This is a genomic window from Kitasatospora sp. NPDC015121, from assembly GCF_055562955.1.
Genome location: NZ_JBVHEH010000034.1, coordinates 1 through 12508, shown reverse-complemented (window position 1 = coordinate 12508; position 12508 = coordinate 1). Strand labels below are relative to the sequence as shown.

Here is a 12508-nt window from a genome sequence, read left to right as displayed (position 1 = left end):
GGCGCGGAGGAGTGGGCATGCTCCGAGCATCCACCGGGCCGACCGTTCAGCACCAGCGATGATTCCTCAACCCCACGGTTTAGCATTGCTGCATGATGGATCTGGGACGCCTGCGCGCCCTGCACGCGGTCGCCGTGCACGGCTCGGTCGGCGGGGCCGCCGCGGCCCTCGGCTTCACCCCGTCCGCGATCTCCCAGCAGATCGCCAAGCTCGAACGCGAGACCCGCACCGTCCTGCTCGAACGGCAGGGCCGGGGCGTCCAGCTGACCGACGCCGCGCACCGGCTGGCGGACACCGCGCAGCGCGTGCTGGCCCTGGTCGAGCAGGCCGAGGTGACGCTGGAGGAGCAGCGCGGCCGGGCGGTCGGACGGCTGCTGGTGGCCGCCTTCCCCACCGCGGCACGCGGCCTGCTGCCCGCCGTCCTGGCCGAACTGCGGCAGAGTTGCCCGGAGTTGGACGTCCGCCTGCTGGAGAGCGACCCGTACCCGGCGGCCGAGCTGGTGGCCCGGGGCGAGGTCGACCTGGCGGTCGTGCAGGACTGGGCGACCGTCCCGCTGCCGGTGCAGGACGGGCTGGACCGGCTCGACCTCGGCGACGACCCGGTCGACCTGCTGCTGCCCGTCGACCACCCGTTGACCGCGCTGGCCGCCGTCCCGGTGGAGCGGCTGCGCGGCCGGCGCTGGATCAGCGTGCCGCCCGGCAACATCTGCCACGACTGGCTGCTGCGCACCATGCGGGAGACCGGCGAGGAACCGGACGTCGCCCACTGGGTCGGCGAGTTCCAGACCCAGCTCGCCCTGATCGGCGCCGGCCTGGGCCTGGGCCTGATCCCCCGTCTCGGCCGGGGCCCCCTCCCGCCCGGCGTCACCGCCCGCCCCGTCACCCCCGAACCCGCCCGCCGCATCCACGCCCTCTGGCGCACCCAGACCTCCCGCCGCCCCGCCGTCACCGCCACCCTCACCGCCCTGCGCCACCACTGGAACGCCCTGAACCCCCCGAGCCCGCAGTCCGCCCCCACCCCGCCGTAGGCACCCCCGCCTCACGCCAGCCCCACCACCAGCCACATGAACGCCACCCCCAGCAGCGTGCAGGCGAGCGTGCCCTTCGACGGGTGCGGGCTGTGCGCCTCGGGCAGGATGTCGGCGGTCGCCAGGTACATCAGGAACCCGCCGAAGAAGCCGAGGTAGAGCCCGAGCAGCTGTTCCGGGATGGTGAACAGCAGCGTGATAGCGGCTCCGGTGACGGGCGCGAGCGCGTCGGCGAACAGCAGGGTGACGGCCCGCCGCCGGTTGTTCCCGTACAGCCGGGTGAGGGTGTACGTGTTGAAGCCGTCGGCGAAGTCGTGCGCGACGACGGCGATGGCGACGACGGTGCCGACGGTCGTCCCGGCCTGGAAGGCGGCGCCGATCGCGAAGCCGTCCATCATGCTGTGCAGGACCAGCGCGGAGGCGGCCGCGAGTCCGACGCCCTGCTCGCGGGTGCGTTCGCCCGGGCCGTGCGCGTGGCCGTGACTGTGGCTGTGGGCGGCGTACTCGCCCTCGTGGCCGCGGTGGATGGCGACGGCGCGCTCCACGACGTGGATGGCGAGGAACCCGGCGGCGAACATGAGCAGCGCGGCGGGGACGCCGTGCACGTCCCGCGGGGCCTGTTCGATCGCTTCGGGGAGCAGGTCGAAGGCGACCACGCCGAGCATCAGTCCGGCGGCGAGGCCGAGGACGAGGTGGCGGCGGTCCCCGATGCGCTGGGCGACGAAGCCGCCGAGCAGCGTCATGAGGAACGCGCCCGCGGCGACCAGGACGGCGGTCAGTGTCGGCCTCCCCGGCGCGGTGCAGGGGCCGGACGGCTGCGTTGACCGCTGCCCACGGACACCCAGTCCGTCCGGCCCGGGCCGGACGGTGCCGGGCCCTGCGTCCAGCCTGCGGGGGGCGGCGGCGGCGCGCCGCCCGGGCGGCCCGTCGGGGTGACGGCCGGGGTGCCCGGTCCGGTCGGGTCAGCCGTCGCCGGCGGCCCGGTAGACGGCGGCGAGCTGCGGCGCGCCCTGCACGGCCCAGTCGCGGCCGATGGCGGTGGCGTCGAGTTCGAAGCCGGTGTCGAGCACCATCAGCGGGCGGCCGTCGGCGGCGAGCCGCCAGCGGGAGCCGGGCACCCGGCGGCGGATCACGGTGCCGAGGTACAGGCCGGCGTCGGTGCCCAGCCACTGCGAGACCTGCGGGTCGTCACGCCAGCGCGGCAGGAGCTGGTCGAGGGCGGTCAGCGAGTCGACGGTGTCGTCGAGGCGGACGCCGCTGGCCTCGGCGAGTTCGCGCAGCAGCCCGCACTCGCCGTACATCTCGGCCATCGCCAGCTCGCGCTCGCGTTCGACCTCCTGCCGGGTCGCCTGCCGAGCCGTCCGCCGGGTCGTCTGCGCGGCCGCGTGCCGGTCGGCCCGGGGGCCGGGTGATCGATTCTCCACTCCCCCAGCCTGACAGCCCGTCCGGTCCGCCGCCGGGTGAACGCCGCTCTTGCCGGGGACGGGCCGTCCGGGTCTCACAGGGTCAGCGGCAGGGCCAGGTGGGTGGCGGCGAGTTCGCGCAGGCCGGGGCCGTCCATCAGGTGGATGCGCTGGTAGCGGTCCTCGCCGCTGAGGTCGAGCGCCTCGTCGGTGAACCGGCCGCAGGTCATCCGCAGGCCGCGGTCGGCGCCCTCCTCGCGGACGGCCTCGGCAAGGGTGGCGATCTCCTCGGCGGTGACGGGGGCGGTGGCGCGGGAGGCCCAGACCACCCAGCGGCCGGGCAGTCCGCTGCCGGGGTCGCCCTCGGCGGTGGCGACCAGGCCGGCCGGGCCGCGCAGCCGCACGCTCCAGTCGCGCAGGCCGCCGGCGGTGAGGACGGCGCGCACCAGGTGGGCGAACTCGCCGGGCGCCAGCTCGCCCAGCGCGGGCACCGCGGAGGAGGCGCTGCCCCAGGGCTGCACGGTCTCGCCCGCGTACGGGTCGGGGGTGATCGCGGCGGCCAGCGCGCGCAGCCGCAGCAGCGACTCGTCGTGTTCGGCCTCCGCGTAGACGCCGCCGTCGGCGCCCTCGTCGCCGAGGTGGTCGGTGTCGGGGACGAGTCGGGTGCGGGCCAGCGCGTCCCGGTCGGCGTCGACGCTGAGCAGGCAGCGCGGGGGCTGTCCGGGTTCGCGCAGCCAGCCGTTCAGGACGACGCCGGCCAGTACCTCGTCGGTGTCGACGGCGTCGGCGGCCTGCAGGGCGCGCAGCGCGAGCCGGGCGGCGAGGCGCAGGTAGTCGGCGCGGACGTCGGCGGCGGGGCGGGGCACGGGTTCGACCTCGCCGGTGGCGGTGAGCCGGTAGCCGTCGAGGGCGGGGACGGTGTCCAGCGGCGGCAGGTCGAGGTCGAGGACGGCGGTGCGGGTCAGGGCGCGGAACACGGCGCGGCAGGGGGCGGGCAGGTCCCGGGTGGCGCCCTCGGCGGCGGCCAGGGCGCGTTCCAGCAGCGACTCGACGGCGGCGGGCTCGGCCAGCCGGTAGGCGCGGCGGCACTCCTCCAGGCTGTCGTTGTACTCCTGGACGGCCCGGGCCCGGGCCCGTTCGGCCTCCTCGTGGGCCTGCCGGGCGGCGACGGCGCCGCTGTCGGCGCGTTCGGCCTGCCGGGTGCGCCACTCGCGCAGCGCGCGCTGGTGGCGCAGTCGGGCCTGGGCGAGTTCGCGCTGGTAGGCGGAGTCGAGCAGGCGGCGCGAGCGCGGCTGGTCGGGGTCGGTGTCGGCGGGCTCGGGCGGCGCGAAGTCGGCCCAGGCGGGCTCGGGTTCGGCGGCGGGCCCGGCGTCGTCCGGGAAGGGCCTGGGCTGGTAGCTGCGCAGCTGGCTCTCGAAGTCCATCGCGGAGACCGGCTGGGCGGCCCGGCGCAGCAGGTCGGCGAGGCGCTGGTGGTCGGCCCGGACGGCGAGGGTGCGGTGGTGGGTGAGCGCGGCGGCCCGGCCGTGCACGGTGACCGGGTCGTCGTCCTCGTCGGCGGCCGGTCCGGGCTGCGGCGGGATCACGGGCGCGGCCGGGGCGGGTTCCCCGGCGTGCGCCTCCTCGTCCTCGTCGGCGCCCAGTTCGTGGAAGAGCGTGGCGAGGAATCCGGGCTGGAGCACCGTGGTGGTGCCGTCGGCGCTGCCCTCGGCTGGCTGCTGCATCGGCGGTGCTTCCCCCTGCTCGTCCTGCTCGTCCGGCGCACGTCGGAGGGCCGCCTCGGCGGGGCCCGAGCAGCATTGTCCCCCGTGCGGGCTCCGGGGTCAGCCAACCTCGGTGGTTTGGCCGACCCTTGACGTCGGGTCGGCCGGGACGGGCGGGGGCCGGTGCGCCACCGGCCCCCGCGGGGCGGTCAGTTGGTGCGGGTGTTGGTGAGGTGGAGGCCGATGTAGCCGACGTAGATCCGGCCGCTGCCGGAGCAGTCGTCCAGGTAGTGCACCCGGGGGGCGGTGCCGCCGCCGCCGATCCGCAGGTGGGCTCCCATGAACGCGCGGCAGGAGGAGTCGACGACGGGCGGGACGGGCAGCATCCGCTGGCGCTTCCACTTGCCGTGGCTGGCGACGGTGCGGGACTCGCCGCGGACGGCCTTGCGCGGCGGGAAGCGGCGGCAGCCGGGCGGGGTGTGCTCGCACCACTGCTTGAAGTCGCCGCCGGCCTCGCCGCGGACGGCCGCGGCCGCGTACTCCTGGAGCGCGGTCAGGCCGTCCCAGGTCAGCCGGGCCCAGCCGTCGGCCTCGCTCTGGCCGTCCAGGGCGAGCGTCTCCTTGCTGTCGCCGGTGAACTCCAGCAGGGTGAACTCGCCGAAACGGTCGACGAGTTCGCCGAAGCTGCCCGGCCCGGTGCCGCACCGGGCGCGGCGGGCCTCCCGCGGGGGCTCGATCCGCAGCCGGCAGCGTTCCAGCCGGGCGGGCGGGCGTTCGACGACGGCCCGGGGCGCGGCGGGGGCCTTGCGGGCCTCGGGCGGCAGCCACAGCTCGGGGACGGCGGCCAGCGGTGCGGGCAGCGACAGGTCGGCGGCGATCCGGCGCGGTTCGCGGGCCAGCAGGGCGGCGGCCCGGCGCGGGTTCTCGTCGATCCGGCCGCGCGGCAGGACGGGGTGGCGGGCGGCGTCGGCGCGCGAGGCCGGGTCGGCCTCGGGCAGGAAGGTGCGCACCGCGCCCCCGTACACCTTGTGGTACTCCAGCGCCAGGTTGAACCGGGGCAGCGCGGCGTGCCCGAGCACGTACAGCGAGGCCAGGCCGGGCAGTTGGCGCAGCAGCGGGTCGAGCACCCGGCGCTGCCACTGCTCCACCGGCACGGCGGGCGGCACGCTGGCCACCACGGTGGGCAGCCTGCGCTCGGGGTCGCAGAGTTCGTCGATCAGGCCGTCCAGGTCGGCGGGCGTCACCAGCCGAGGCGCGGCGGCGAGCGGTACCGGGCCGTCGGCGGCGTCGAGCAGTGGCAGCAGCGAACGGACCAGTTCGGGGACGGGTACCCGGCCGGGCGGGACGGCGGTGGGGCCGGCGGGGAGGTGTTCGGCCTCGATCCGCAGCCGGGTCGGCCCCTCGGCGCTCTCGGCGGCCAGGACGACGGTCAGTTGGTCGGTGCCGTGCACGGCGGGCGTGCGCAGTCTGCGGCGGCTGTAGCGGGCGCCGGGGCCGGGCAGTGGGCCGTCGTCGCGGTCCAGCAGGACCCGGTCGCCGAGCCGCAGCCGCTCCGGCGGCGCGTGCCGCTCGCGGGGCGCCGGCTCTTCGTGGCCCTCGGCCTTGAGCCGCTCGGCGAGCAGTTGGTCGACCAGGGCGGTGGTCTCGTGGTGCGGGCGGGGTGTCGCGGCCGTCAGCCGGTACGGCGGTTGGGCGTGGTCGGTGGGCATGCGCGGAACCTCCCGTGGTGCGGTGCTGGGGTCTGCGAGTCCTCCTCCCGGAGTCGTTGGCGAATCGTCGTTCCTGTACTAGGAGACGAAGCGATCAGGAGCGGAAGTTCCGCATCCGGGCTCGCTTCCTTCGATCGGGTGTCATCCGGCGGCAACCGGAACACCACCGGCGCCGCCTCTGCTACCCGCCCTTCCGCGTTCGATGCACGCCGGACGGAGGTCGGTTGAGCGGACGTCAGATCCCGGCCCCTCCGCCTCCTGGGCCCCTCCCCCGGACCCCTCCCCGGAGCCCCGCCCCTCAGACGTCGACCTCGACGAACGTCCGCCCGGCCGGCCGGGCCCGCGCCGAGCCGCCGGTGGCCTCGGCCAGCCAGGTGTGGAACTCCGCGGTGGCCGGCTCGGGGACGCCCACCTCGATCCGCACCCCGTCGGCCAGGTACTCCAGCCCGGCCACCGCGTACCCGGCCGCCCGCAGGTCGTTCTCCAGCCGCCCGGCCCGGGTGTGGTCGACGGCCACCGACAGCAGCGCGACCGGCCGCCGCTCCAGCAGCCCGACCTCGTCCAGCGCCTCGGACACCGCCGCGCCGTACGCCCGGACCAGGCCGCCCGCGCCCAGCTTGATCCCGCCGAAGTACCGGGTCACCACGGCGACGGTGTCGGTCACCCCGCGCCGGCGCAGCACCTCCAGCATCGGCACACCGGCCGTCCCGGCGGGCTCGCCGTCGTCGCTGGAGCGCTCGCGCGGCTGCTCGCCGCCGACCACGAAGGCGGTGCAGTTGTGCCGGGCGTCCCAGTGGCGCTTGCGCACGCCCGCGATGAAGGCCTGCGCCGCGTCCTCGTCGGCCGCCCGTTCCAGGTGGCAGATGAACCGGGACTTCTTGATCTCCAGCTCGTGGCTGCCGGGGCCCCGGACGGTCAGGTACGGCTTGGGGCTCGGCTCCGCCATGGCGCTGGTGCTCTCCGCTGTCGGTCGTCGGTCGTCGGTCCCGGTCCGGGGCCCGGCCCTGTGCCGGTCCTGCGCCGGCCCTCGCCGCCCAGCCTATGCCCGGCGGCCGGACCGCCCGCTCAGCGGCCGGCCAGGGCGTCCAGCCGGGCGCGGTCGAGGCCGGTGCGCTCGGTGACCTCGGCGAGGTCGACGGCGCCGCAGTCCAGGCCGCGCAGCACGTAGCCGCTGAGCGCGCGGGCGGTGGCGGGCTCGTCCATCACCTCGCCACCGGCCTTGGCGACGTACGCGGCGAGCCGGGCGCAGGCGGCGGCCAGGCCCTCGCGGTAGAAGGCGTACACGGCGGCGTACCGGGTGGGCAGGTGGGCGGGGTGCATGTCCCAGCCCTGGTAGTAGGCGCGGGCCAGCGAGCGGCGGACCAGGCCGTGGTGCAGCCGCCAGGCGGCGTGCACCTGCTCGGCGGTGCCGGTCGGGACCACGTTGGTAGAGCCGTCGGAGAGCCGGACGCCGGTGCCGGCCGCGGCGGCCTGCATGACGGCCTTGGCGTGGTCGGCCGCCGGGTGGTCCATGCTCTGGTGGGCGGCGGAGACCCCGCAGGCGGCGCTGTAGTCGAAGGTGCCGTAGTGCAGGCCGGTGGCGCGGCCCTCGGCGGCCCCGATCAGCAGCGCGACGGTGGCCCGGCCGTCCGGGCCGAGGATCGCCTGGGTGGTCTCGATCTGGATCTCGAACCCGATCCGCCCGGCGGGCAGCCCGGCCCGCCGCTCGAAGTCCGCCAGCAGCCGCACCAGCGCGGTGACCTGGGCGGGGTGGGTGACCTTGGGCAGGGTGAGCACCAGGCCGTCCGGCAGGCCGCCCTCGGCCAGCAGGGTGGCGAGGAACAGGTGCAGGGTGCGGATGCCGCGGGCCCGGACGGGGGCCTCCAGGCACTTGATCCGGATCCCGACGTACGGCGGGGCGCTGCCGTCGGCGACCGCGGCGGCCACCAGGCGGGCGGCCCGGACCGCCTCGGCGTCCTCCTCGGCGTCGGGGCGCGGTCCGTAGCCGTCCTCGAAGTCGATCCGCAGGTCCTCGACCGGTTCGCGTTCCAGCTTGGCCCGCACCCGGGCGTGCACGTCGGCCAGCAGCGCGTCGTCCGCGACCCCGAGCGCCTGGGCGAGCCGCCCGGGCGTGCCGGCGTGCTCGTCGAACGCGGCGAGCGCCTGCGCGCCCCACTGCCGGACGGTGTCCGCCCCGAACGCGTCGGCCGGCACGTACACGGTGTGCACCGGCTGCCGTGCGCCGCTCTCGCCCGGGTAACGGCGCGTCAGTTCGGCGTCCACCGGCGCCAGCAGCGCCTCGACGTCCGCCAGTGCGGCGTCCGAGAACGAGACGGGCACCGAGACGGGCTGGGCGGCATCGGCCTGGGCAGGCTGCGACATCCGGGGCTCCTCCACTCACCGCACGACTTCAACAATTTGTTGAGGCGAAGGTAGTGGCGGCCCCGCACGACCGTCAATGGCCGTCCGGCCGGAGGAACCGGCGGACGGCCATCGCTTTTCCGTAGGGGTCTCCGAACGGACCCGCCGGTCACTCGCCCCGGCCGGACTCCATGTAGCGCTCCTGCAGGTCCTGCCAGACCCGCTCGACGTCCTTCACCGTGACCCCGCCGTCCGGGCGCGAACCCGGGACGCCGCGCTGGCTCAGGTACTCCGCGAACCGGCGCTCGTCGGGCTGCCGCTGGTTCTCCTCCATGTAGCTGACCAGCGCGTCGAAGCACTCGTTCGCGTCCAGCCGCTCGGCCCCGCCCACCGCCGCACGGCGCGCCGGGAGGTCCTCCTCGAACGGCTGCGGCTCGGACTCCGGCTCGAACCCGGCGTCCATCATCGCGTCCAGCCGCACCGGTCGGCCGGATACCAGGATCGGCTCCGCCACCGCCCGGGCCGGCGCCTGCTGCCGCGCCTGAGGCCGCCGCACCGCCTGGTCCTGCTGCGGCCCGGCCGGACCGCGCCCGTTCGCCGCCGGACGGTACTCCTCCGGTCGGCCCGCCTGCTCCGGGTAGTCCTCGTACCCCTCGTAACCCTCGTACCCCTCGCCCTGCGGCGGCTGGTAGCCCGACTGCGGCCGGGGCGCCTCCTCCGGGCGCGGCGCCTTGAACCACGGCGACGCCTGCCCCGGCACCCGCGCCGTGTGCACCTGCTCCGCCGCCACGTGCGAGCGCACCGGGCGGGCCGTCCACACGTTCACCTCCGCGGCCGGGTCGATCACCGGCGCGGCCTGCGCCGCCTCCGGGTCCTGCTGGTCGCGCAACCGCACCGCGGCCAGCTTCGCCAGCGTCGGCACCGCGACCGCCGCCGACACCTGCGGCACCGCCGGCTGCGGCTGCTGCTGCGCCTGCGGCGGCTGGACCTGCTGCGCCTGCGGCCCGGCCGCGTCCAGCGCGGCCGCCTGAACCTGCGTCACCTGGCCGCCCCGCGCCACCGGAGCCGCCTGCTCCTCACCGTCCGGCAGCGCGCCGCCCGACACCACCAGCGGGCCGTCGATCCGGTCCAGCACCGACGGGTCCAGCGGGACGCCGTACTTCGCCAGCTTCAGCGGCAGCAGCGCCTGGAACGGCGCCGACCGCCGCCAGCCCCGCCCGTACCGGAACCGCAGCTGCGCCCGGTACACCAGCCGGTTCTGCTCCAGGCGCACCGTCTCGTCGTACGAGCGTAGCTCCCACAGCTTCATCCGCCGCCACAGCCGGAACGTCGGCACCGGCGACAGCACCCAGCGCATCAACCGCACCGACTCCATGTGCCGGTCCGCGGTGATCGCCGCGATCCGCCCCACCGCGTGCCGGGAGGCCTCGACCACCACCACGAACAGCACCGGGATCACCGCGTGCATCGCCATGCCCAGCGCGTCGCCCCAGGACGCCGCCGCGTTGAACGCGATCGTCGCCGCGGTCAGCAGCCACGCCGTCTGCCGCAGCAGCGGGAACGGGATCCGCAGCCAGGTCAGCACCAGGTCCAGCGAGAGCAGCACCACGATGCCCGCGTCGACGCCTATCGGGAAGGCGTAGGCGAAGGCGCCGAAGCCCTTCTCCAGCGCCAGGTCCCGCACCGAGTTGTACGACCCCGCGAAACCGATTCCCGAGATCACGCACGCGCCGACGGCCACCACACCCAGCAGTGCCCGGTGCGCGCGGGTAAGGGAAGGACGTGCCATTCGTTGATCAACCCCTGGGACTCGGCAGCTGCCGTATACGACCTGTAGCCGCCGAGTACACGTCCCCGCCCCGGGGCGCGCCCGCCACGCCACCGCGTCAGGACGCGGTGCCGGTCGGTGCGCCGTTCGACAGACTCGGCCCACCGGATACTACTCGTACGGGCGTTCCCACCCGTCGCCAGGCCGTACCGCCACCGCACCTCCACTGGTCCACACCACCGCGCACACCGCTTCCCCGCCGCCGCGGCCCCCGTCGGCCCTTCACCCGCCCGCCGGGTGCTCCACCGCGCCGTTCAGGTACGCCAGCACCGCCAGCACCCGCCGGTTGCCGTCCTCCGTCGGCGCGAGCTCCAGCTTCCCGAAGATGTTGGCGATGTGCTTGGCCACCGCCCCGTCACTGACCGTCAACCGCGCCGCGATCGCCGAGTTCGAACAGCCCTCCGCCATCAGCCCCAGCACCTCCCGCTCCCGCGGCGACAGCCGCCGCAGCGGCTCCGACCCCGCGTTGTGCTGCAGCAGCCGGCCGATCACGTCCGGATCCATCGCCGTCCCGCCCGCCGCCACCCGCCGCACCGCGTCCACGAACTGGTCGGCGTTGAACACCCGGTCCTTCAACAGGTACCCGACGCCGCCCGTCCCGTCCGCCAGCAGCTCCCGCGCGTACAGCTGCTGGACGTGCTGCGACAGCACCAGCACCGGCAGGCCAGGGATCTCCCGCCGCGCCGCCAGCGCCGCCTGCAGCCCCTCGTCCGTCAGCGTCGGCGGCAGCCGGACGTCCACCACCGCGACGTCCGGCCGCTCCGACAGCAGCGCCGCCAGCAGGTCGGGCCCGGTCTCCACCGCCGCCGCGATGGTGAACCCGTGGACCTCCAACAGCCTCGTCAGACCTTGGCGGAGGAGGTAGAGGTCCTCGGCGAGGACAACGCGCACGGCAACTCCATCGTGATCGTGGTCGGCCCGCCCACCGGACTGTCGAGCGAGATCGTCCCGTCGAACGTACCCAATCGCTTCTCGATCCCCCGCAGCCCGCCGTCCACCTCCATCCGCGCACCCCCGCGCCCGTCGTCCGTCACCACCACCCGCAGCCGGCCCGCCCGGTGCAGCACGTCCACCCACACCTGCCGGGCCCCCGCGTGCTTCGCCGCGTTCGTCAGCAGCTCGCTCACGCTGAAGTACACCGCCGTCTCCAACGCCGCCTCCGGGCGCCCCGGCAGACTCACCGTCACCTCCGTCGGCACGACCGTCGTCAGCGCCAACTCGCGCACCGCGTCCGGCAACCCGCGCTCCGCCAGCACCGGCGGGTGAATGCCCCGCACCAGGTCACGCAGCTCCTGCAAGGCCTTCGCCGAAGCCTCCCGGGCCTCCGCCAGCAACGCGCGGGCAGCGGCCTGGTCGACGGCCATCAGGTGCTCGATCGTCCCCAGCGTCAGCCCGATCGACACCAGCCGCGCCTGCGCCCCGTCGTGCAGGTCCCGCTCGATCCGCCGCAACTCCGCCGCCTGCGCGTCCACCGCGTCGGCCCGCGTCTCCGTCAGGTGCGCCACCCGCTCGGTCAACTGCGCCCGGCTCGGCTGCGGCCCGCCGCCCAGCACCCGGCACGCGAACGCCCCGTGCGCCCGCACCGCCCACGGCATCACCGCCAGCCCCGCCGCCACCAGCACCGCACCGATCAGCCCGGAGAACAGCAGGCTCACCGGCTCGCTGTTCACCCCGAAGAAGGTCCGCGAATCCACCGTCGCCGTGAGCGCGAACACCAGCCCGCCCCACACCATCGCCATCGGCACCCCCAGCAGCACGACCACCGCCACCGGGTTGGCCAGCAACCACGCCCCCTCCCGCTGCACCTGGCGGTCCCGCACCGCCCACCGCACGAACTGCACCAACCGCGCCACCTCCCGCCGCCGGTGGTACGACACCCCCGTCCACCAGAACCCCCGCTCGTCCTGCTCCAACGGCTCGCGCGCCGAATACACCACCCCCCACCGCTCGCCGGCCCCCCGCTCCACCCGCTGCCGCGTCCACCCCGCCCCCCGCCGCACGAACCAGTACAGCGCCGACACCCCCACCACCACCGCACACGGCGCCGCCGCGTACGGCGCCAACGGCCCGCCGTCGAAGAACGCCATCGCCATGAACGCCGCACACACCGCGGCCACCACCGGCACCAGCACCCCGGCGGCCGCCGCCACCGCCATCACCACCCCCTGCCCGCCCGCGCGCACCGCCGCCCGCGCCCGCTCACCCACCGCGGACCCGGCACCCCCACCGCCGAACCACACCGTCGTCGTCAAAGTCCACTCCCCGAGAAGTCGAACGCCGTCCCAGCAACGCCCCCAGTCTCCCCTCGGCCCCCTGGCCGGCACATTGGCCGTGCCACCCGTCTTTGGGGTGGACCTAGCTCCACCCCCGCCGCCGCCGGCCCTCACTTCCCCGTAAACGCGAGAAAGCCCCCTGACATCCCGTCAGGGGGCTTTCTCTGAAAGATTGTTCGGCGGCGTCCTACTCTCCCACAGGGTCCCCCCTGCAGTACCATCGG

At 75.7% G+C, this 12508-nt stretch carries 10 protein-coding genes; 1 reads left to right on the top strand and 9 read right to left on the bottom strand.

The window, feature by feature from the left end; all coding sequences use genetic code 11:
* Window positions 1-92 precede the first annotated feature (92 nt).
* Complete coding sequence (locus ACZ3J7_RS34720; RefSeq protein ID WP_465627391.1) at window positions 93-1028, top strand: LysR family transcriptional regulator; 936 nt, start codon at window positions 93-95, stop codon at window positions 1026-1028.
* 11 nt (window positions 1029-1039) lie between these two features.
* On the opposite strand, the gene ACZ3J7_RS34715 is transcribed toward ACZ3J7_RS34720, so the two are convergent.
* The 9 genes from ACZ3J7_RS34715 to ACZ3J7_RS34675 all read right to left on the bottom strand — a co-directional run bounded on the left by ACZ3J7_RS34715 (window position 1040) and on the right by ACZ3J7_RS34675 (window position 12263).
* Window positions 1040-1771, bottom strand: a complete 732-nt coding sequence (locus tag ACZ3J7_RS34715; RefSeq protein ID WP_465627390.1) for a ZIP family metal transporter — start codon at window positions 1769-1771, stop codon at window positions 1040-1042.
* Window positions 1772-1990: 219 nt separating this feature from the next.
* Entirely contained in the window at window positions 1991-2452 is a 462-nt protein-coding gene (locus ACZ3J7_RS34710; protein ID WP_465627389.1) for a DUF6278 family protein, read from the bottom strand.
* Between the two features lie 74 nt (window positions 2453-2526).
* Window positions 2527-4155 carry a restriction endonuclease gene (locus ACZ3J7_RS34705; protein WP_465627388.1) on the bottom strand — a complete coding sequence of 543 codons (1629 nt, stop codon included), beginning with the start codon at window positions 4153-4155 and terminating at the stop codon, window positions 2527-2529.
* 188 nt (window positions 4156-4343) lie between these two features.
* Window positions 4344-5843, bottom strand: coding sequence for a hypothetical protein (locus ACZ3J7_RS34700; RefSeq protein ID WP_465627387.1), 1500 nt, complete (start codon window positions 5841-5843; stop codon window positions 4344-4346).
* 298 nt (window positions 5844-6141) lie between these two features.
* Window positions 6142-6789: a YigZ family protein gene (locus tag ACZ3J7_RS34695; RefSeq protein ID WP_465627386.1), complete on the bottom strand. Its 648-nt coding sequence runs from the start codon at window positions 6787-6789 to the stop codon at window positions 6142-6144.
* Window positions 6790-6908: 119 nt separating this feature from the next.
* Window positions 6909-8204, bottom strand: a complete 1296-nt coding sequence (locus ACZ3J7_RS34690) for a DUF6986 family protein (RefSeq protein WP_465627385.1) — start codon at window positions 8202-8204, stop codon at window positions 6909-6911.
* A gap of 148 nt (window positions 8205-8352) precedes the next feature.
* Window positions 8353-9972, bottom strand: coding sequence for a DUF2637 domain-containing protein (locus ACZ3J7_RS34685; RefSeq protein ID WP_465627384.1), 1620 nt, complete (start codon window positions 9970-9972; stop codon window positions 8353-8355).
* 261 nt (window positions 9973-10233) lie between these two features.
* Window positions 10234-10902, bottom strand: coding sequence for a response regulator transcription factor (locus ACZ3J7_RS34680; protein ID WP_465627383.1), 669 nt, complete (start codon window positions 10900-10902; stop codon window positions 10234-10236).
* A complete protein-coding gene (locus tag ACZ3J7_RS34675) occupies window positions 10854-12263 on the bottom strand; it encodes a sensor histidine kinase (protein ID WP_465627382.1) in 1410 nt (469 codons plus the stop codon). Before ACZ3J7_RS34675 ends, ACZ3J7_RS34680 begins: the two co-directional genes overlap by 49 nt.
* Between the last annotated feature and the right edge of the window lie 245 nt (window positions 12264-12508).